Genomic DNA, 19,707 nt, shown 5'->3' on the forward strand with positions numbered 1-19,707 from the left:
GCACGCCCGGCCCGGACGCGAACCCCCCGTCCCCGGCGGACACGGCACCCGGCCCGGACACCGAGGCCCCACCCACCCCGGGCGGCACACCCGGCGGGAACCCGAAGGACTCCCCCACCACCGGCGGCACGCCCGGCCCGGACGCGAACCCCCCGTCCCCGGCGGACACGGCACCCGGCCCGGACACCGAGGCCCCACCCACCCCGGGCGGCACACCCGGCGGGGTCCCGAAGGACTCCCCGGCGGCAGCCGGAACACCCGGCGCGGCGTCGGCGGACTCGCCCCCCACGGGCACGCGGGCCGCCGTGGAGTCGAACGGCTCACCGCCCGGGATCCCGCCCTGCGGCGGCGTCGTCAGCGGCTCGGCCCCGGGGAACACACCGTCCGTCGCGGCGGGCAAAAACGGCGCGCCTCCGGTGGGCGCGGACGGCGCGAACGGTGCGGTGGGCGCCGGGGCCGGCGGGGCGGCCGGCTCGTCCACCGCGGGCTCCTCGCCGCCCGCACGGGACGCCCGGTAGGCCCGCGCGCCCCAACCGAGCACCCCTTCGGCCAGGGCGGTGCCGAGGTCCGTGCCGAACTGACCCAGCTGGTCGGCGGTGTGGCGGCAGTGCGTGCACCCGGCCAGGTGCTCCCGCAGGTCCGGGTCGACGGCGGCGCCGCCGCGCCGGGAGGTGACGTCGAGCAGGCGCGCGTAGCGCAGGCAGATCTGCTCCGGGGCGAGTTCGCGGTGGACCTGGAGGCACTCCTCACGCAGCCGTTCCCGGGCTCGCCGCAGCTCGATGCGCGCGCCCTCCTCGTTCAGGCCGAGCAACGCCGCCGGGACGGCGAGGGGTTCTGCCTCGACCTCGGTGTGCCACAGCAGGGCGCGGGCCGACTGGGGCAGCCGCTGGAACGCCCGGGACAGCAGGCGCCGGCCGGCCGGGGGCAGCAGATGCGCGGCGACGCCTTCGGGGCCGGCGGCCGCGGCGCTCAGGTCGGGGTGGAGCATCGCGCGGCGGTGGTCGGCGCTCCACTCCGCCGCTATGCGGCGCACGGTGACGAGTATCTGGGGGCGCCACGCCGCCGTGGGACCGCTCTGCCGCAGCGACTGGCCGAACAGCCGGGTGAACGCCGTAGTGGTGAGCATGCCGGCGGCCCGCGCGCCGTCGGTGCACAGCCGCGCGTAGGCGAACGCGGATTCCCAGTGCCGGTCCAGCAGTTCACCGACGGGGTTGAGGGCCGGTGACGCCCCGGTCCACTTCCTCAGTTCGGCGCTCAACTGTTCGTCCGTTGTCTCGAACAGACGTACCGGCTCGGGGGAATTCGACATGCCTGCCTCATTCACGGCTGCATTCCTCCATGAGCACCGCGGAATAAGTCCGTACCAGGGGGCGTCGGGGCTCGGACACAGGCCGGCGGCAGCTCTTGTGAAGCGTGGGGGGCGTACGGAGCGGCCTCGACACGCAGGAGAAAACGTTCGTGGTCCGCACGCCGATACACCCCACACCCTTGCACAGGCGGACGCGACTGAACAAGAGACCTCGCGATCCTGCGGATTGCCTTGCCGACGAGCGGGTTTGACGTCCCGTCAATAGTAGCGTCGACGCCCCGTCAATAAGTACGCGCTTTAACGATGCCCTCCCGAACGGCGGGCAATTGCGCGGGGGACGCGCCCGGCTTCCGTCCCTTTTCCGGGTCCCGGCCGTCCGACGGTTGCGCCCGGCGGAGCCTCGCCGCCCGGGCCGCTCAGTGGCCGCCTCAGTGGCCGCTGATGGCGTGCGGGGTGTAGGGCCGCTGGAGTTCCTCGATCTCCTTGTCGCTCAGCTTCAGGTCGACGGCGGCCACCGCGTCCTCGAGGTGGTGCGGCTTGGACGCGCCGACAATCGGCGCCGCGACCGGCTCCTGGTGCAGCAGCCAGGCGAGAGCCACCTGGGCGCGCGGGACGCCGCGGTCGTTCGCGATGCGGGTGACGGCCTCGACGATGGTGCGGTCGCCCTCCTCGTAGAGCCGGCTGCCGAAGTCGTCGGTGGCACTGCGGCCGGTGCTGGTCCCCCAGTCGCGGGTGAGGCGGCCGCGGGCGAGCGGGCTCCACGGCAGCACCCCGACACCCAGGTCCCGGCACAGCGGGAGCATCTCCCGCTCCTCCTCGCGGTAGAGGAGGTTGTAGTGGTTCTGCATGGAGACGAACCGGGTCCAGCCGCCCAGCCGCGCCGTGTACTGGGCCTTGGAGAACTGCCAGGCGTACATCGAACTCGCCCCGATGTACCGGGCCTTGCCCGCCTTGACCACGTCGTGCAGCGCCTCCATGGTCTCCTCGACCGGGGTGTACGGGTCCCAGCGGTGGATCTGGTAGAGGTCGACGTAGTCGGTGCCGAGGCGGCGCAGGCTGTGGTCGATCTCGCTCATGATCGCCTTGCGGGACAGGCCCCCTCCGTTGGGGCCGGGCCGCATACGGCCGTGCACCTTGGTCGCGAGCACGATCTCGTCCCGGCGGGCGAAGTCCTTGAGCGCCCTGCCGACGATCTCCTCGCTGGTGCCGTCCGAGTAGACGTTGGCCGTGTCGAAGAAGGTGATCCCCGCCTCCAGGGCCTGCCGGATCAGCGGGCGCGACGCCTCCTCGTCCAGGGTCCACTCGTGCGCGCCGCGGTCGGGCTCGCCGTAGGTCATGCAGCCCAGACAGATCCGGGACACGTCCAGGCCGGTCGAACCGAGCTTCACATACTGCATCGTTGCTGCTCCTGCCTTCGGGACGCCTCTTCAGGGGAAGCGTATGCCGCCGTGCCGGAGACCGCGGGGCCGACCGGGTCACCACGGCGGCACCCGCAGGTGACGGCCCGGCGTGGGAACGGCGGGGCGGGCGCCGCGGGCCGCATCCTCGGTGCGGGTGACCGGCGCCGGGCCGGTCGCGGCCCTCCGGGAGGTACGCGGTGCCTGCACGTCCCACCTCGCTCAGGCTCCTCGTGGCGGCGGCCGTGCTGCCGCTCGCCCTGGTGTCACCCGCCTGGGGGCGGCCCGGCCCGCCGCCTGCGGCTTCCGCCGCCGAGGCCCCGGCCACGCTGTGCGCCCCGGCGGGCACGCTGCGCAGCGCGGACCGCCAGTGGGCCGCGGTCGTCCTGTGCGCGGACACCGGCAGCCCGCTCCTGGCGGTCCTGCCCGCGGCGACGTGCGGCCGGCCGGCGACGAAGCTGCGCTACGCCTGCCGGACCCGGGGCACGTGGACCGCCGCCCGGGACGGCGCGACGGTGGCCTCCGGGGCCCTGCCCGGATCCGCCGGGCACCCCGGCCCGGGCACCTACGAGATCACGGCCACCGTGCGCGTGCGGTCCGCGCCCGCGGGCGTGGACCTGACCGGCACGGTCCGCACCACCCTGACCCTGACCGCGCCCGGGCCGGCTCCGGCACGCGGCTCGGCGGGCGACGGCAGGGCCGCCTATCCGACGCACTCCTGACCGGCGCCCCGGCTGCTGCCGAGCAGGTCCAGCGCGCGCTCCCAGCGGAACTCCGGCCGGCCGCCCTCCCCCGCGGCCGCGCCGGTGTACGGATCCGCGAACCGGACGCCCATCCCGCGCAGCCGTTCCAGACTGCTGCCGTACGCGGGGTGGGCGGCGAGCGTGTCGGCCACGCACGGCAGGACGGCCACGGGCACGCCGAGCCCGTGGGCCTCGCACAGGGTGGCCACGGCGAGGGTGTCGGCGATGCCGGCGGCCCACTTGTTGAGGGTGTTGAACGTGGCCGGCGCGACGACGACGGCGTCGGGCGGCGGGAAGGGGCGCGGGTCGGCCGGGGTGCGCCAGGCGGAGCGGACGGGGCGGCCGGTCTGCGCCTCGACGGCGGCGGCGTCGAAGAAGCCTCCCATGGCGACCGGCGTCGCGATGACGCCGACCTCCCAGTTCCGCTCCTGGGCGGCGGTGATCAGCTCACCGACGCCCGCGGCGACACCCGCGCCGCAGACGACCACGTAGAGGAAGGGTTTCTCGGCCTGTTCGGTCATCGGGGCACCTTACTGAACGAAGCCTCACCCGTGCGGTCCAGCGCCCCTTCCCGGCGGGCCCGCGGGCCCCTGGCCCCGCGGCGGGCACAGCCGGCGTGGCCGGCACGGCGGTGGCCGGCACGGCCCCTTCCCCGGGCCGGCGGCCGCCCGGGGAAGGGGCCGCGCCGCCCGGGAAAGGGCCGCGCCGGAATCAGCCGGACCTGAAGAAGGCTCAGTCGGACGCGGCGGACACCGCGATCGCGCCGACGGGGCAGGCCCGGGCGGCCTCCCGGACCATCGGGTCCCCGCCCCCGTCCTCCTGACCGGGCAGGACGGTGCTGAAGCCGTCGTCGTCCTGGGTGAACACGCGCGGAGCGGCCAGCGCGCACTGGCCCGCGCCGATGCACCGGTCCTTGTCGATGTCGATGCGCATGGCGGCTGCCTCTTACCAGGTCACGGGGAGTTCCAGCATCCCCTGGATCGTGTCGCCGGGCTTGTGGGGGATTTCCTGCGGCTCGGCGGCCGGCCGGAGGGTGGGCAACCGCTCGATGAGCGCGCCCAGGGCGATCTCCAGCTCGGCCCGGGCGAGGTTCTGCCCGAGGCACTGGTGGATGCCGAAGCCGAAGGCGATGTGGTGGCGGGCCGGACGGTGCCAGTCCAGGGCGTCCGGGGCCGGGTAGACGTCCGCGTCCCGGTTGATCACGGAGGTCGAGAAGACGACGCCGTCGCCGGCGCGGATGGTCGTCCCGTCCACGTCGACGTCCTCGGTGGCCACCCGCAGCAGCCCGTCCGCGATGGACAGCGTCCGCATCAGTTCCTCCACCGCGGCGGGCAGCAGCGAGGGGTCGGCCCGCAGCTCGGCGAGCCGCTCGGGGTGCTGGAGCAGCGTGTAGGTGCCCAGGGAGATCATGTTGGCGGTCGTCTCGTGTCCCGCGACCAGCAGGATGAGCGCCAGGGAGATCAGCTCGTCGCGCTCGGGCACGCCGTCCCGGAGCTGCTGCTGCACCAGGTCGTCCAGCACGCCGTCGCCCCGGTCCGTCCGCTTGCGGTCGATCAGCTCGCCGAGGTACCCCTCCAGCCGGTCCCGCGCGTCCTCGGTGTCGGCGGTCGTCGGACCGCGCAGCAGGCGCCGGGACTGCTCCTCGAAGAACTCGTGGTCGGCGTACGGGACGCCGAGCAGCTCGCAGATCACCATGGACGGGACGGGCAGCGCGAAGGCGCCGACCAGCTCGGCCGGCGGTCCCTGCGCGACCATCGCGTCCAGCAGCCCGTCGACGATCCGCCGGATGCGCGGCCTCAGCTCGGCGGCGCGCTTGAGGGTGAAGTTCGGGACGAGCTTCCGCCGCTGGGTGTGGTGCTCGGGGTCGTCGACGCCCAGGAGCGCGGGCGTGCGGGTGCGGACCGCGGCGAAGCGGGCAGTGGTCATCGGGAAGCCGGGCCGGGTGCGGTCCGTGGACAGGCGCGGGTCCACGAGCAGCCGGCGGGCCACGGCGTGGCCGGTGACGAGCCAGACGGGGCGGCCGTCGTAGAGGGTGACGCGGGCGAGCGGCCGGGCGCCGCGCAGCGGGTCGTACCCGGCGGGCGGGTGGTAGGGGCAGGTGCGGTCCTGGGGGAAGGCGACGGGTTGCGACAGTTCCGTCAAGTCCGTCATGAAAGACCTCGCAGACGATGGGAGCGTCGTGCCGATCTTCATTAGATGCCCGAGGCATCTAAGGGGCGACGTGAAGTTCGGCCAGATGAGCTCCCCGCGGAATCTGGCCGGAAGCGGTCCGGTCCTTCCTCATCGTAAATCCCGTTGCCGCCGGGGCGAGCGGTCGCCAGGATCCGGCCATGCCCACGATCCACACGCTCCCGCCGCCGTCGCCCCGCGCCGGCTGCTCCCCGCGGGGCCGGCAGCGGTCCGGTCCCCGCGGACGGCCCGGCCCGGCGCCGTCGTGACGGGCGCCCTCGTCGCGGGGCTGGTGGCGGGCTACGGCATCGCCGTGCCCGTCGGCGCCGTCGGGACCTACCTGGTGTCCCTCACCGCCCGCAGCACGCTGCGGACCGGGGCCTGCGCCGCGCTCGGGATCGCCACCGCCGACGGCCTCTACGCCCTGCTGGCCGTGCTCGGCGGCTCGGCCCTGGCCGGGCTGCTGCGGCCCGCGCTGACGCCGCTGCGCTGGGCGTCGGCGCTGGTGCTGGCCGCGCTGGCCGCCCACGGGGCGATGACCGCGCTGCGACGGTACCGCGAGCACCGGCAGACCGCCCCTGCCGAGCCGTCCGCCCCCTCCCCGGCCCGCGCGTACGCCGGGCTGCTCGGGGTCACCCTGCTCAACCCCGCGACCGTGGTCTACTTCGCCGCCCTGGTGCTCGGCACCCGCACCGGGCAGGACGTGCGGCCCCTGGAGCAGGCGGTGTTCGTGTCGGCCGCCTTCGCCGCGTCCGCGAGCTGGCAGCTGCTGCTCGCCGGGAGCGGCGCGCTGCTCGGCCGGGCCCTGACGGGCCGGCGGGGCCGGCTCGTGACAGCGCTCGTCTCCAGCGGGGTGATCACCGCGCTGGCGGTGCGGATGACCGTGTCGCCGTGACGCGGGACCCCGGGCGCGCGGAGTCGTGCGGACGCGTCCCGCGCGCGCCGCGACGGCCCGGCGGCCGTCCGGGCCGTCCTCTCCTCGTCCACGGCACGGCGCACGGCGCACACGGGACGGCGCACGAGGTGGCCGTCCCGGACGGTACGGCCGGACGCGTCCGGCGCGGCGGACCCGGGCAGGTGGCCGCCGCCGGGCGTGGCCGAAGCGGAACGCGGTAGGGATGAAGCGCACGGGTGAAGATGTTCGACGCATGCCGTGCGCGACCGTCACGGAACACGATGAGAGGACCCGGTCCATGCCTCTTGAGGGCGAGTACGAACCCAGCCCGGCCCAGTGGGTGCGTGAGCAGGTGGAGCTGTACGAGAGCTCCGGCGGCACGAAGGGCACGACCCTGCTGGACACCGGCCTGCCCGTCATCCTGCTGACCATGCGCGGTGCCCGGAGCGGCAGGATCCGCAAGACGCCGCTGATGCGGGTGGAGCACGACGGGCGGTACGCGGTGGTGGCCTCCCAGGGCGGTGCCCCGAAGCACCCGTTCTGGTACTTCAACCTGAAGGCCGACCCCCGGGTCGAACTTCAGGACGGGCCCGTCAAGCAGGACATGACGGCGCGTGAGGTCACCGGCGCGGAGAGGGCCGAGTGGTGGGAGCGGGCCGTGGCCGCGTTCCCGCCGTACGCCGAGTACCAGGAGAAGACGGCGCGGGAGATCCCGGTCTTCGTCCTGGAGCCGGCCGACGGGCACTGAGACCGACGGCCGCCGGGGCGGAGCGCGACCGGCAGCCGGGGAGCCGGGTACGGCCCGTGCCCGTCCCCGGGCCCACCCCCGGGCCGGGGACGGTACGAGGGCTCGGCCAGAAGCGGGCCGAGGGCTCGGAGCGGAACCGGGCCGAGGGATTGTCCGGGCCGAGGGCTCGGTCCAGAAGCTCTGCGAGGGCTCGGGCCGCAAGCGGGCCGACGGGGTTGCCCCGGCCGAGGGCTCGGGCCGGAAGCTCTGCGAGGGCTCGGGCCGCAAGCGGGCCGAGGAGGTTGCCCCGGCCGAGGGCTCGGGCCGGAAGAGGCTCCCGGCCCGGGCGGTCCCGCGGCCGGCGCATGGACGCGCACCGGCCGGGGCACCCGTGGTTCAGGCCCCGCCGCGCTCCCCCGTCGCGGCGGGGCTTCCGTCTGTCTCCTGAGCCAGCCGGTCGGTCACGTCGAGGAAGATCTGGTCCGCCTCGGGGACGGTGTGGGCGAGGGAGCGCTTGATGCGGACGGCGACCTCCTCCACGGCCTCGCTGTCCAGGCCGGGCGCGAGGTCGATCCGGGCGGCGACGAGCGTGGAGTCCAGGCCCATCTTCATGGTGAACAGCGCCTCCACGCTGTCAATCTCGGGCTGCGCCTCCAGCACACGCATGATCCGGCCGCTCAGCTCCGGGTCCGCGGCCTCGCCGATGAGCTGGTCGCGCGCCTCCCGGCCCAGCCGGTAGGCGACGTAGACGAGCAGGACGCCGATCGCGAGCGAGGCGGAGGCCTCCCAGACGACCTGGCCGGTGACCATGTGCAGCGCCATGCCGATGATGGCGAGGCTGACGCCGAGCACCGCCGTGCCGTCCTCGGCGACGACCGTGCGCAGGGCCGGGTCGCGCAGGCCCTTCCCGGGGCCGCCCTGCCCGCGGACCTGGTGCAGCGCGCGGACCAGGGAGGCCCCCTCGGCGAGCAGCGCGACGCCCAGGACGACCAGGCCCGCCACATAGCCGCCGAAGCTCTCCTCCGCGCCGTTGCGCAGCGCCTCCACGCCCTGGAAGACCGAGAAGCAGCCGCCCATGACGAAGATCCCGACGGCGGCCAGGAGCGACCAGAAGAACCGCTCCTTGCCGTACCCGAACGGGTGCCGCCGGTCGGCGGGGCGGCGGCTGCGGCGCAGGGCGGCCAGCAGGAAGACCTCGTTGAGGCTGTCGGCGACGGAGTGGGCCGCCTCCGACAGCAGCGCGGGCGAGTGCGCCAGGAGACCGCCGACGGCCTTGGCGACCGCGATGACCAGATTGGCCGCGAGCGCGACCAGCACGGTGACACGTGTCCTGCGGTCGGCCGCCGACTCACTCACGTCCTGCGTCGTTCCGTCCACCGTCCGACCCGCCCCCTTGTCCGCCGCCTCGACCGCCGCGTAATTCGTCACCTGCTCCGCGGTTGTCCCGCTCACGTTCGCCGCCTGCCCCACGCCGCGAAGGATCACACCGTGCCGGAGGCGGAATTCGGGGAACGTGTTCACCAGGGGACACGCACACCCAGGAGGACACATGAGCGACGGGCCCGAGGGCAACAGCGCCTATGGCCGCAAGGTCTTCAAGCGGTCCCGTAGCCACTTCGCGGACCGCATCACCGCGGACGGCCGGGACGGCTTCCCGGTGAAGGCCGGACGCTACCGCCTCGTGGCCAGCCGCGCCTGCCCGTGGGCGAGCCGGGCGGTGATCTCCCGGCGGCTGCTCGGACTGGAGGACTCGCTGTCGCTGGCCGTCGTCGACCCGATCCAGGACGACCGCAGCTGGCGTTTCACCCTCGATCCCGACGGCCGCGACCCGGTCCTCGGCATCCGCTTCCTGAGCGAGGCCTACGACAAGCGGGAGACCGGCTATCCGGGCGGGGTGAGCGTGCCCGCGGTCGTCGACGTGACCAGCGGCGAGCTGGTCACCAACGACTACCAGCAGCTCACGCTCGACCTGGCCACCGAGTGGACCGCCCTGCACCGTCCCGGCGCCCCGGACCTGTACCCGCGGTCGCTGCGCGAGGAGATCGACGCGGTGATGGCGGACGTGTACGAGGACGTCAACAACGGCGTGTACCGTGCCGGTTTCGCCCACACGCAGGAGACGTACGAGGCCGCGTGCACGGACGTCTTCCGGCGCCTGGACGCGCTGACGGACCGCCTGGCCCGGCAGCGCTACCTGGTCGGCGACACGATCACCGAGGCGGACATCCGGCTGTTCACCACCCTGGTCCGTTTCGACGCCGTCTATCACGGCCACTTCAAGTGCAACCGGTACAAGCTCGCGGAGAACCCGGTCCTTTGGGCGTACGCCCGCGACCTGTTCCAGACGCCCGGCTTCGGCGACACGGTCGACTTCGACCACATCAAGCGGCACTACTACCAGGTGCACACCGGCATCAATCCGTCGGGCATCGTGCCCCTCGGGCCGGACCTGTCCGGCTGGCTGACCCCGCACCACCGGGAGGAACTCGGCGGCCGCCCCTTCGGGGACGGCACCGCGCCCGGACCGGTGCACCCCGGCGAGGAGGTCCCGCCGGCGGGCCGGCCCTGACCCCCGCTCCCCCGACCCGGCCGGCCCCGGCACACACGCCGATCGGCCGGCCACCCGTGAGCGATCCAACGACTCATCCGCTCACACGACTCACCAAGGAGATCCAGGTGGCCAAGAAGAAGAACAAGCTCCCGCTCGCCTACCAGCCCGTCGGTTTCGTGCTGGGCTGGGCGGGCGGTGCGCTGGCCGGGAAGGCCTTCCGTGCGACGTGGAAGGCCATCCGGCACGAGGACGACGCTCCCGACGCGCTCGACCCGGACCGCGGCTGGGGCGAGATCCTGCTGGCCGCGGCGGTCCAGGGCGCCATCTTCGCCGTCGTGCGCAGCGCCGTGGACCGCACCGGCGCGAAGGCCATCGCGCGCTCGACCGGCGTGTGGCCCGCCAAGGGCAAGGGCGGTCGCGACTGACCGGCCTCAACCCTGCTTCGGCGCGGCCTGCCGGCCGCGGCGCAGCGTGAAGGAGTGCCCGGCCGGGTCGGAGCACATCCGCTCCTCGTAGGGGCCGGGCACGTCCTTCGCCTCCAGCGGGCGCCCGCCCAGCTCCACGACCCGGCGTTCGGCCGCGTCCAGGTCCTCCACCAGGAAGTCGAGATGGGCCTGGAGGGAGTTCTCCGGGCGCGGCCAGCTCGGCGGGGTCGCGTTCATGTCGCGGCGGAACGCCATGCGGAAGCCGTCGGCGGCCCTGATCTCCACCAGGTTGGCGGTCGCGTCCGTGTCCTCCGCCTCCAGCAGCAGCTTGTAGAACAGGGCGAGCTTCTCGGGCTCCGCGCAGTCGAGCACCACGACGCCCGCTGTCACCAGTGGCATGTCTCCTCCGAAGGGTTTCGGCGGCGGGCACCCCGCCGCCCCTACGGTGCGGATATCCCGCCCTCGTGGAATCAGTCGGCCGCCGGACTCGTGGCGTGCACGGTCAACTCCCTTGCCTTGCGGATGCGTTCGCCTCGGCTTCCATGCTTCCCTCGGCGTTCGCGTCCGCCTCGGGCTTGCGCGCTTGCCTCGGTCTCGTCCTCGCCTCGGCTTCCGCGCCGGCCTCGGCCCGTCTTCGCCTCGGTTTCGCGCCGGCCTCGGCTTCGCCTTCGCCTCGGCCTTGGGTGCAGGCAGACGTCCACGCCCGAGGCGGCCCCCGCGGAGGTCAGGACGCGGCCGTCGTCGACGAAGAGCACGTCCGGGTCGAGGGTGACGCGCGGGAACGTGCGCCGGAAGCGGTCCGCCAGGTGCCAGTGCGTGGTGGCCCTGCGGCCGTCCAGGAAGCCGGCCGCGGCGAGCACGAACGCGCCAGTGCAGAGGGACACGAGACGCGCGTCCGGGGGGATCAGCGCGAGCGCCGCGGCGACCTCCCGCGGCAGCTCGTCGGTGACGTGGGACGGCGCGACGGCCGCGACGACCACGGTGTCTGCGGTGTCTGCGTGTCTGCGGTGTCTGCGGTGTCTGCGGTGTCTGCGGTGTCTGCGGTGTCTGCGGTGTCTGCGGTGTCTGCGGTGGCCAGCATCTCGGAGCCGTGCTCGGGCGTGACGGTGAAGTCCGCGTCGGTGCGCACCGGCCGGCCGTCGACGGTGCAGGTCAGCACCTCGTACCGGCCGTCGGCCGCGCCGAGGACACGGCTGGGGATGCCCAGCTCGAACGGTAGACCCCGTCGAGGGCGAGGACGACGACACGTTCGGCACGCGACGTGGCGCGATCGTATGGGAGGTTGACCTTTCTGCCATGTCGCCGACGGGCGCGCCCGGGCATGCTGGGTCACCATGAGTGATGTGACAACGATGCGAGCGATCAGTCAGGACGTCCTCGGCGGTCCCGAGGTTCTCAAGGAGGTCCGGCTCGAACGGCCCGCCCCGCGGCCCAATGAGGTGCTGGTCCGGGTCCGGGCGGCCGGGGTGAACCCGACCGACTGGAAGCACCGCGCCACCGGCGGCTTCCTCGGTCAGCCCCCGTTCGTCCTCGGCTGGGACGTCTCCGGGGTCGTCGAGGAGACGGGCGTCGGGGTCGCCATGTTCCAGCCGGGGGACGAGGTGTTCGGCATGCTGTCGTACCCGTTCGGGCACGGCTCGCACGCCGAGTACGTGACCGCGCCGGCCCGTACCTTCGCGCTGAAGCCGGCCGGTGTCGACCACGTCCAGGCGGGCGCGCTGCCGCTGGTCTCGCTGACGGCCTGGCAGGCGCTGGTGGAGCGGGCCGGGCTGCGGGCGGGGCAGCGGGTGCTGATCCACGCGGCGGCCGGCGGGGTCGGGCACGTGGCCGTGCAGATCGCGAAGGCGCACGGCGCGTACGTCATCGGCACGGCGAGCGCGGGCAAGCACGACTTCCTGCGCGAGATCGGGGTGGACGAGCCGATCGACTACCGCACGACGGACTTCGCCGAGGCCGTGCGGGACGTCGACGTCGTGCTGGACACGATCGGCGGGGAGACCGGCATGCGTTCGCTGCGGGTGCTGCGTCCGGGCGGGATCGTGGTGTCCATCGTGCCGTTCGGCGGGGACGAGTTCTATCAGGAGGCCGAACGGCTCGGTGTCCGTGCGGTCAGGATGCTGGTGGACGCCGACCACTACGGGATGACAAGGATCGCGGAGCTCGTCGAGTCGGGGCGGCTGCGGGCCACGATCGCCCGGACGTTTCCGCTCGCCGAGGCCGCGAAGGCCCATGAGCTGGGCGAGACGGGTCGCACTACGGGCAAGCTGGTGCTCGTCGTCGACTGACGTCGACCGGTGAAGGGTGCCGCCGCGCGGACGCGTTGGGAGGCAGGTCGGCGACCTGCCTCCTGGCGCGTCCGCGCGTGTGTGGTACCTGAGGGGCGCGTTCCGCGTGCGTGGGTGGGTGGGTCACGGTTGCGTTCCAGCGTGCGGTGCGCGGGGGTTGTGTCCCAGCGTGCGCTGCGTTGGGCGTCCCGCGTGGCGTGCGTGGGCGGGCGCGTCCCACCTGCGGTGCGTGGGTGGGTCGGGGCCCCGCCGGGGGTGCCCGTCCTCGGACCGGCGCGGAATCGGTGTCTCACCAGGGAATCGGTGCGGACGCGCCGGACGCTGCGGGCGGGCACCCCCCGACACGACCTCTTCCGTTCACGGGCGGCCGCGCCCGGGTGGATCGTCCGCTCGCCTGGAGCGGCCGCGCGTGCGCAGGTTCGATGTGGGCGGTACGGCCGCGATTCGGCGACATATGTCAATCGAACATGCTGGAATTCACTCCAACGGGGGTAACTTGCAGGAGGGGGACGGGTGTTGGCCCGTCGCGGTCCGCGGACCCCGCCGGTTGGAGGCGATGTCGTCGTGCAGCAGGAACCGGCACCGCTCTCCCGTCACCTGCGGGTCCACCGGCACCGTGGCCACACCGTGGTGGAGTTCCGCGGTGAGATCGACATCGCCGCGGCCGCCGAGATCGGCCCGTACCTGGACCGGCTGACGGCCCGTCCGGGTGCCCGGATCGTGGTGGACCTGCGTCAGGTCGACTTCTTCGACTGCTCCGGACTGCGCCTGCTGTATCGGGCGCGGCACCGGGTGCTCGGCCGGGACGGGGAACTGCGCCTGGTGTGCACGCACGCGCTGACCCTTCGGGTATTGAAGGTCACCGGCCTGACCCGGCTGCTGCCGCCGCATCCGACGCTGGACGCGGCGCTGGCCCGGCCCCCGGCCACCTCCGGCTCCCTGTGAGGACGTTCTGAGCGCGTCGGCAGATGTGTCAACGGACCTGTCTGCCAACGGGTTTGAGGGGAAAGCGGTCTGGAGGAAGGAGGGCCGCCGCATGACGACGTCCATCAGTCAGCCGCCCCGGCGCATGCCGGGCTGGGCGAAGGCGGTGAGCGCCGTGGTCGTGGTGCTCGTCGTGCTGTTCGCCGGGATCCGGCTGAGTGTGCTGCCGGGCATCAGGGACCTGTTCGGCACGGAAACGCACGACCGCTCGGGCCCCGCGCTGCTGGAGTCCATCCAGGACCTCAGCCGCTACGACGCCGCCTCGGGGAACTTCCAGGTCGTCGTCGACCTGGAGAAGGACACCAAGTACCTGCCCGACGCCATCCGCGGCACCCGGACGCTGTACGTCGGCGCGGGCACCGTCGACGCCTACGTCGACCTCGGCGAGGTCGGCGACGACGACGTGACGGTCGACGACGACCGCACGTCGGCCACGCTCCGGCTGCCGCACGCGCGCCTCGGCAAGCCGGCCCTCGACCCCGACCACTCGTACGCGGTCTCCAAGCAACGCGGCCTGCTCGACCGGCTGGGCGACCTGTTCTCCGGCAATCCCAACGGCGAGCGCGCCGTGCAGCAGCTGGCCGTGCGGCACATCGCGGACGCCGCCAAGGAGAGCGGGCTGACCGCACGCGCCGAGACCAACACCACCGGAATGCTCCAGGGGCTGCTGAAGTCCCTCGGCTTCCAGGAGGTGCACGTCTCGTACGGGCCCTGACCGGCGGGCGTGACCCGTTTCTGACGGGGCACCAGTTCCCCGAGCCGGCTCACTTTCCCCCACACTAGTTGAGCACTGGAGGACCTCATGGCCCGTATGGCCCTACGGCTGCGCACCCCCAAGGCCGACCGGGAGCCGGCCCCGGACCCGGACGAGCGCCGGCCGCTGCCGCTGCCGCTGCGTCTGCTGGCGGTGCTGTGCGCCTTCCTCTTCATGGTGGCGTTCGCGGTCGTGCTGGCCAAGCTCACCCTGCAGCCCTCGCCCGCGTCGGAGTCACTGACGCACACCAATCTGCACCCGGGCGACTCGCTGCGGGCCTACATGAGCCGGCCGGCCCTGCGGGACACGGTCAAGCAGATCGGCGGCAACGTGGTGCTGGGCATCCCCTTCGGCGTGCTGGTGCCGGTGGTCGCGCCCAAGGCGCGCGGTCTGCTGCGGGTGCTCCTGCTGACCGCGATCGTGATGCTCATGGTGGAGTTCGCCCAGGGCGCGCTCATCACCGGGCGGGCCTTCGACATCGACGACGTCATCCTCAACACGGCCGGGGCGCTGGTGGGTTACCTGCTGCTGGGACGCCGGCTCGGCCGGGCCGTTCACGCGCGCCGGGTACGCACGTGACGAGTGGACGGCAGGTACGGACCAGAGTATTGACGACCCCTTAGTTCACTCCTTGAATCAAGAGGCGACACCCCTTGCCCCCACCTCGGTCGGCGCGCCCGCTCCGGCGGGCCGCCGTACAGAAGGGAAGACCTGTGGCCTCCCCCCGCCTGCTCCGCAGATGTCTCCTCGCCGCCCTGTCCGCCGCCCTGCTGGGCACCCTGGCGGTCGGGCCGGCCCAGGCGGACACCGCGGGCGGCACGTCCGCCGCCGCCGTGACCTTCTCCGACACCTTCGACGGGCCCGCCGGTTCGGCCGTCGACCCGAACAAGTGGCAGCTGGAGACCGGCGACAACGTCAACAACCACGAACGGCAGTACTACACCTCGGGCACCAGGAACGCGGCCCTCGACGGCCAGGGCCACCTGGTGATCACCGCCCGCCGGGAGAACCCCGCCAACTACCAGTGCTGGTACGGAACCTGCCAGTACACCTCGGCCCGGCTGAACACCTCGGGCAAGTTCACCGCGCAGTACGGGCACGTCGAGGCCCGGATGAAGATCCCGCGCGGGCAGGGCATGTGGCCCGCGTTCTGGATGCTCGGCACCCCGGTCGACTGGCCCGACTCGGGCGAGATCGACATCATGGAGAACGTCGGCTTCGAGCCGTCGACCGTGCACGGCACCATCCACGGACCGGGCTACTCGGGCTCCGGCGGCATCGGCGCCGGCTACACGCTGCCGAACGGCCAGGCCTTCGCGGACGCCTTCCACACGTTCGCCGTCGACTGGGCACCGGACTCGATCACCTGGTCGGTGGACGGCAACGTCTACCAGCGCCGCACGCCCGCCGACCTGGGCGGCCGGACGTGGGTGTTCAACAAGCCGTTCTTCCTCATCCTGAACCTGGCCGTCGGCGGTTACTGGCCCGGCGACCCGGACGGCTCGACCGTCTTCCCGCAGCAGCTGGTGGTGGACTCGGTGTCGGTCACGACGGGCGACTCCGCGCCGGCCGGCGGGGCGATCCGGGGCCTGGCCGGCAAGTGCGTGGACGTGGCCGGGGCCGGCTCGGCCAACGGCACGCCCGTCCAGCTCTACGACTGCAACGGCACGGCGGCCCAGCGGTGGACGGTCGGCTCGGACGGCACGCTCCGCGCGCTCGGCAAGTGCCTGGACGTCACGGACAACCGCACCGCGGACGGCTCCACCGTGCAGTTGTGGGACTGCACGGGCGGCCCCAACCAGAAGTGGGCCGTCAGCGCGGCGCACGACATCGTCAACCCGCAGGCCGACAAGTGCCTGGACGTGACGGGCGGCTCCTCCGCCAACGGGACCCGGCTGCAGATCTGGACCTGCACCGGCGCCGCGAACCAGAAGTGGACGGTCGGCTGAGTCCCGCCCGGCCGGTGCTCCCGTGACGGCACGGCGGTCCGCCCGAGGTGTTCGGGCGGACCGCCGTGTCCGTCGCGGGGCCGCAGCACGGCTCCGGGCGCCTCGGGAGGACCCCGTCAGCGCCGGGTCCAGGTGAACTTGTCACCGCCGACCCAGCGGACGACATCCGGATCGTCCAGGTCGTGCACGGTGATCCCGAACGCGGCGGCGGCCTCCAGGACGTCGGTGACGGTCTTCGCCTCCCCGACCACCTGACCGTCGATCTCCACGATCCGGAACGGCGGGTTGCCCGGCTGCACCCCGAGCACCAGGATCCGTGGGCGGGACATGTACGGGCTCGCGACTTCGGTCATGCCATCAAGCCTAGAACGGGACACATCGGTACGAAATCTTCGACGTCAGCGCTCCAGGAGATCCAGGACGGCCGCCTCGACGGCCCCCTGGGTGGCCGGCCGGCCGAAGTCCCCGTGCTCGCCGAGCCGGGTCAGCACGGGGGCGATCGTGTCGCCCTCCTCGAACCGCTCGAACACCTTCGGATCGATGTAGGAGGAGCGGCACACGGCGGGCGTGTTGCCCAGGTAGCGGCTGACCTCGCGGACCGCCCGGCTGATCTGCCGGCGCCGGGCCGCGGCCGTCGCGCGGGCCTCCTCGGTGGTGACGGAGACCGCCACGGCCGCGAGCACGGTGGCGTGCCAGGTGCGGAAGTCCTTGGCGGTGATCTCGGTGCCCGCGAGCGTGCGCAGCGCGTCGTTCAGGTCGTGTCCGCGCAGGTCGTGCCAGGCGCCCCGGTCCCAGTACACGAGCAGCCGCTCCCCGCCGTGCCGGCGCCGCAGCAGGGACCGCACGACGGCGTGCGCCTCCTCGTCCACCAGCGCCCGTACGAGCGAGATGCCGCCCTTGGCCGGGAAGGAGAACGCGATCTCACCGCGGCCGCAGGTGACGTGCTCGCGCAGGATCGTGGTCAGGCCGTAGGTCTCGCTCTTCTCGGTGTGCCGGTCGCTGCCGATGCGGAAGAAGCCGAGGTCGAGCAGGCGCACGGCGCACGCGGTGACGCGGTCCCGGCTCAGGCCCCGGCCCGCGAGGCCGGCCGCCACCCGCGACCGCAGCTCGGGCAGGGCCCGGGCGACCTGCCGCACGTGCTCGTGCTTGGCCTGGTCCTGCTGAGCCCGGAAGGCCTCGTGGTACAGGTACTGGCGGCGTCCGGCGTCGTCCGTGCCGACGGCCTGGAGGTGCCCGTTGGGCCAGGGGCATATCCACACCTCGCGCCAGGCGGGCGGAATGGTCAGGGCCCGGATCCGGTCGAGCTGCCCGGGGTCCGTGAGCGGTTCGCCGCGGGTGTCAAGGTAGCGGAAGCCGCGGCCGCACCGGACGCGGGTGAAGCCGGGGCGGTCGCAGGAACTGGTGCGCAGCCTCATCCGTGGCCCACTCAGGGACGGCGCCAGTCGTCGCTGGTCAGGTGCGACCCCGCCATCGGGCCCATCCGCAGCATGCCGCCGTCGACGCTCCAGGAGGCGCCGGTGACGTAGGAGGAGTCGGGACCGGCGAGGAAGGCGATGACGGCCGCGACCTCGCGGGCGTCGCCGGGACGGCCGAGCGGGATGCCGGGGCGGTGCTCGGTGTGGACGTCCGTGTCCTCCTGACCGGTCATCGGGGTGGCGATCTCGCCGGGAGCGACCGCGTTGACGGTGATGCCGTGCTCGGCCAGTTCCAGGGCCATGACCTGGGTGAGCAGTCCGAGAGCGCCCTTGGCCGCGCAGTACGGGCCGGCGCCGACGCGCGGCTGGTGCTCGTGCACGGACGTCACGTTGACGATGCGGCCGCCGTCGCCCTGGGAGATCATCCGCCGGGCCGCCTTCTGGGAGCACAGGAACGGGCCGACGAGGTCGACGTCGAGGACTTGGCGCATGTCGTCCAGCCCCAGGTCGAGGAAGGGCGTGGCGGTGCCCGTGCCGGCGTTGTTGACCAGGACGTCGATGCGGCCGAGCTCCTCGCACAGGGCGTCGACGGTGTCCGCCGCCGCGGGCAGCCGGGTGAGGTCCATCCGGGCGACGGCGGCCCTGCGTCCCTTGGCGCGGACCTCCGCGGCGGTCTCCTCGGCGCCCTTCTCGTCGCTGTGCCAGGTGATGCCGACGTCCATCCCCGCCTCGGCCAGGCGGACGGCGGTGGCACGCCCGATGCCGGAGTCGGCGCCGGTGATCACGGCCACCCGGGATGCGGAGGGGGCGGGGGCGGACATGGGAGACCTCCTGAGGGGAGACCGCTTGCGGACGGCCTCGCCAGTACCCGGGTGCGTCCCGGGCAAACCAGGACTCCTGTCCGGCGTCCGCCCGCCGGCGGGCCCGGCTGCGGCCCGGCGGCTCCGGCGTGCCGCGCCGGGACGGCTCGCGAGGCACGCCCGGCCCGCAGGCCGGTACCGCCGTGCGACGGGACGCCGGGTGGGGAACTCTTGATGCGGAGGTGGCGATGGACCCCGTCGAGGCACTGGACCGGATCGCCTTTCTGCTGGAGCGGTCCCTGGCGCCCACGTACCGCGTGCGCGCCTTCCGCACGGCGTCCCGGACGCTGGCGGAGCTGCCCGCCGGCGAAGTGGCCGCGCGCGCGTCCTCCGGGCGCCTGGAGTCGCTCAAGGGGGTCGGCCCGAAGACCGCGCAGGTCGTCCGGGAGGCACTGGCCGGGCAGGTGCCCGGCTACCTGCAAAAGCTCCAGGACGAGGCCGGGGAACCGCTCGCCCGGGGCGGGGAGGCCCTGCGCTCGCTCATCCGCGGCGACTGCCATCTGCACTCCGACTGGTCCGACGGCGGCAGCCCGATCGAGGAGATGGGCCGGACGGCGGCCGCCCTCGGCCACGAGTGGGCGGTGCTGACGGACCACTCCCCCCGTCTGACGGTGGCGCGTGGCCTGTCCCCCGAACGGCTGCGCGAGCAGCTCGCCGTGGTGGCGGAGCTGAACAAGACGTGGGCACCCTTCCGCCTGCTGACCGGCATCGAGTGCGACATCCTCGACGACGGCTCCCTCGACCAGGAACCCGGGCTGCTCGAACAGCTCGACGTCGTCGTCGTGTCGGTGCACTCCAAGCTGCGGATGGACGCCGACGCGATGACCCGCCGCATGGTGGCCGCCGTCCGCAGTCCGCACTCCGACGTCCTCGGCCACTGCACGGGCCGGCTGCTCACCGGGCGGGGCCGGCCCGAGTCGCGGTTCGACGCCGGCGAGGTGTTCGCCGCCTGCGCCGAGACGGGAACGGCCCTGGAGATCAACAGCCGCCCCGAGCGCCTGGACCCGCCCCGGCGGCTGCTGCGCCAGGCCGTCGGGGCGGGGGTGCTGTTCTCCGTCGACACCGACGCGCACGCGCCGGGCCAGCTCGACTGGCAGATCCACGGCTGCGCGCGGGCGGAGGAGTGCGGGGTGCCCGCGGAGCGCGTGGTCACCACCTGGTCCCAGGAGGACCTGCTGGCCTGGACCCGGGAGCGCAGGACGCCGTCCGGAGTGGCGAGCACCTGACGTGGTACCCGGGAACAC

The 19,707-nt window shown here is 73.6% G+C and carries 20 protein-coding genes and 2 pseudogenes; 11 read left to right on the top strand and 11 right to left on the bottom strand.

All coding sequences use genetic code 11. The features are described 5' to 3' along the window. Together ABZ920_RS02940 and ABZ920_RS02945 are read right to left on the bottom strand one after the other, a co-directional pair. Positions 1-1,309 (bottom strand): annotated as a pseudogene (locus ABZ920_RS02940) (hydrolase); the annotation flags it as partial. 428 nt (positions 1,310-1,737) lie between these two features. Then, positions 1,738-2,706, bottom strand: a complete 969-nt coding sequence (locus tag ABZ920_RS02945) for an aldo/keto reductase (protein ID WP_361498115.1) — start codon at positions 2,704-2,706, stop codon at positions 1,738-1,740. A gap of 200 nt (positions 2,707-2,906) precedes the next feature. Between ABZ920_RS02945 and ABZ920_RS02950 the strand changes: the two genes are divergently transcribed. Continuing rightward, positions 2,907-3,428, top strand: a complete 522-nt coding sequence (locus ABZ920_RS02950; protein WP_361498117.1) for a hypothetical protein — start codon at positions 2,907-2,909, stop codon at positions 3,426-3,428. Here the strand turns inward: ABZ920_RS02950 and ABZ920_RS02955 are convergent. The 3 genes from ABZ920_RS02955 to ABZ920_RS02965 all read right to left on the bottom strand — a co-directional run bounded on the left by ABZ920_RS02955 (position 3,410) and on the right by ABZ920_RS02965 (position 5,600). Then, a complete protein-coding gene (locus ABZ920_RS02955; protein WP_361498119.1) occupies positions 3,410-3,970 on the bottom strand; it encodes a flavoprotein in 561 nt (186 codons plus the stop codon). The genes ABZ920_RS02950 and ABZ920_RS02955 overlap by 19 nt on opposite strands. A 211-nt stretch (positions 3,971-4,181) precedes the next feature. After that, the gene (locus ABZ920_RS02960; RefSeq protein WP_361498121.1) at positions 4,182-4,382 is read right to left on the bottom strand and encodes a ferredoxin; all 201 of its coding nucleotides are present in this window, start codon (positions 4,380-4,382) and stop codon (positions 4,182-4,184) included. Positions 4,383-4,394: 12 nt separating this feature from the next. After that, positions 4,395-5,600 (bottom strand): cytochrome P450, encoded by a 1,206-nt coding sequence (locus ABZ920_RS02965; protein WP_361498123.1) that lies wholly within the window; start codon positions 5,598-5,600, stop codon positions 4,395-4,397. 283 nt (positions 5,601-5,883) lie between these two features. On the opposite strand from ABZ920_RS02965, the gene ABZ920_RS02970 reads away from it, so the two are divergent. Together ABZ920_RS02970 and ABZ920_RS02975 are read left to right on the top strand one after the other, a co-directional pair. After that, complete coding sequence (locus ABZ920_RS02970; protein WP_361498125.1) at positions 5,884-6,513, top strand: LysE family transporter; 630 nt, start codon at positions 5,884-5,886, stop codon at positions 6,511-6,513. 298 nt (positions 6,514-6,811) lie between these two features. Continuing rightward, a complete protein-coding gene (locus ABZ920_RS02975; RefSeq protein WP_361498127.1) occupies positions 6,812-7,261 on the top strand; it encodes a nitroreductase family deazaflavin-dependent oxidoreductase in 450 nt (149 codons plus the stop codon). A 375-nt stretch (positions 7,262-7,636) separates the two neighbouring features. Here the strand turns inward: ABZ920_RS02975 and ABZ920_RS02980 are convergent, their stop codons facing one another. Beyond that, a complete protein-coding gene (locus ABZ920_RS02980) occupies positions 7,637-8,617 on the bottom strand; it encodes a cation diffusion facilitator family transporter (RefSeq protein ID WP_361498368.1) in 981 nt (326 codons plus the stop codon). 172 nt (positions 8,618-8,789) lie between these two features. Between ABZ920_RS02980 and ABZ920_RS02985 the strand changes: the two genes are divergently transcribed. Next, a complete protein-coding gene (locus ABZ920_RS02985; RefSeq protein ID WP_361498129.1) occupies positions 8,790-9,809 on the top strand; it encodes a glutathione S-transferase C-terminal domain-containing protein in 1,020 nt (339 codons plus the stop codon). Positions 9,810-9,916: 107 nt separating this feature from the next. Beyond that, the gene (locus tag ABZ920_RS02990; RefSeq protein ID WP_361498370.1) at positions 9,917-10,216 is read left to right on the top strand and encodes a DUF4235 domain-containing protein; all 300 of its coding nucleotides are present in this window, start codon (positions 9,917-9,919) and stop codon (positions 10,214-10,216) included. A 6-nt stretch (positions 10,217-10,222) separates the two neighbouring features. On the opposite strand, the gene ABZ920_RS02995 is transcribed toward ABZ920_RS02990, so the two are convergent. Further along, a complete protein-coding gene (locus ABZ920_RS02995) occupies positions 10,223-10,615 on the bottom strand; it encodes a VOC family protein (protein ID WP_361498131.1) in 393 nt (130 codons plus the stop codon). Positions 10,616-10,899: 284 nt separating this feature from the next. Then, positions 10,900-11,467: pseudogene (locus ABZ920_RS03000) on the bottom strand (DJ-1/PfpI family protein); the annotation flags it as partial. 83 nt (positions 11,468-11,550) lie between these two features. Here ABZ920_RS03000 and ABZ920_RS03005 point away from each other — a divergent pair. The 5 genes from ABZ920_RS03005 to ABZ920_RS03025 all read left to right on the top strand — a co-directional run bounded on the left by ABZ920_RS03005 (position 11,551) and on the right by ABZ920_RS03025 (position 16,188). Next, entirely contained in the window at positions 11,551-12,501 is a 951-nt protein-coding gene (locus ABZ920_RS03005; RefSeq protein ID WP_361498133.1) for an NADP-dependent oxidoreductase, read from the top strand. A 564-nt stretch (positions 12,502-13,065) separates the two neighbouring features. Continuing rightward, entirely contained in the window at positions 13,066-13,446 is a 381-nt protein-coding gene (locus ABZ920_RS03010; RefSeq protein WP_361498135.1) for an anti-sigma factor antagonist, read from the top strand. A gap of 91 nt (positions 13,447-13,537) precedes the next feature. Continuing rightward, positions 13,538-14,200, top strand: a complete 663-nt coding sequence (locus tag ABZ920_RS03015; protein ID WP_361498137.1) for a DUF4230 domain-containing protein — start codon at positions 13,538-13,540, stop codon at positions 14,198-14,200. Between the two features lie 87 nt (positions 14,201-14,287). Next, positions 14,288-14,818, top strand: a complete 531-nt coding sequence (locus ABZ920_RS03020; RefSeq protein ID WP_361498139.1) for a VanZ family protein — start codon at positions 14,288-14,290, stop codon at positions 14,816-14,818. Between the two features lie 134 nt (positions 14,819-14,952). Next, the gene (locus ABZ920_RS03025; protein WP_361498141.1) at positions 14,953-16,188 is read left to right on the top strand and encodes a lectin; all 1,236 of its coding nucleotides are present in this window, start codon (positions 14,953-14,955) and stop codon (positions 16,186-16,188) included. A gap of 116 nt (positions 16,189-16,304) precedes the next feature. Here the strand turns inward: ABZ920_RS03025 and ABZ920_RS03030 are convergent, their stop codons facing one another. From ABZ920_RS03030 to ABZ920_RS03040, 3 genes are read right to left on the bottom strand one after another with little or no spacing between them, the layout of a single operon-like run. Next, entirely contained in the window at positions 16,305-16,541 is a 237-nt protein-coding gene (locus tag ABZ920_RS03030) for a hypothetical protein (protein WP_361498143.1), read from the bottom strand. Between the two features lie 45 nt (positions 16,542-16,586). Beyond that, entirely contained in the window at positions 16,587-17,603 is a 1,017-nt protein-coding gene (locus ABZ920_RS03035) for a DNA topoisomerase IB (RefSeq protein WP_361498145.1), read from the bottom strand. An 11-nt stretch (positions 17,604-17,614) separates the two neighbouring features. Beyond that, positions 17,615-18,424, bottom strand: coding sequence for an SDR family oxidoreductase (locus ABZ920_RS03040; RefSeq protein WP_361498147.1), 810 nt, complete (start codon positions 18,422-18,424; stop codon positions 17,615-17,617). A gap of 227 nt (positions 18,425-18,651) precedes the next feature. On the opposite strand from ABZ920_RS03040, the gene ABZ920_RS03045 reads away from it, so the two are divergent. Next, positions 18,652-19,689 carry a PHP domain-containing protein gene (locus ABZ920_RS03045; protein WP_361498149.1) on the top strand — a complete coding sequence of 346 codons (1,038 nt, stop codon included), beginning with the start codon at positions 18,652-18,654 and terminating at the stop codon, positions 19,687-19,689. Positions 19,690-19,707: the final 18 nt, after the last annotated feature.

The sequence above is a fragment of the Streptomyces sp. NPDC046831 genome, assembly GCF_040645305.1.
In the GTDB taxonomy this organism is placed as follows: Bacteria; Actinomycetota; Actinomycetes; order Streptomycetales; family Streptomycetaceae; genus Streptomyces.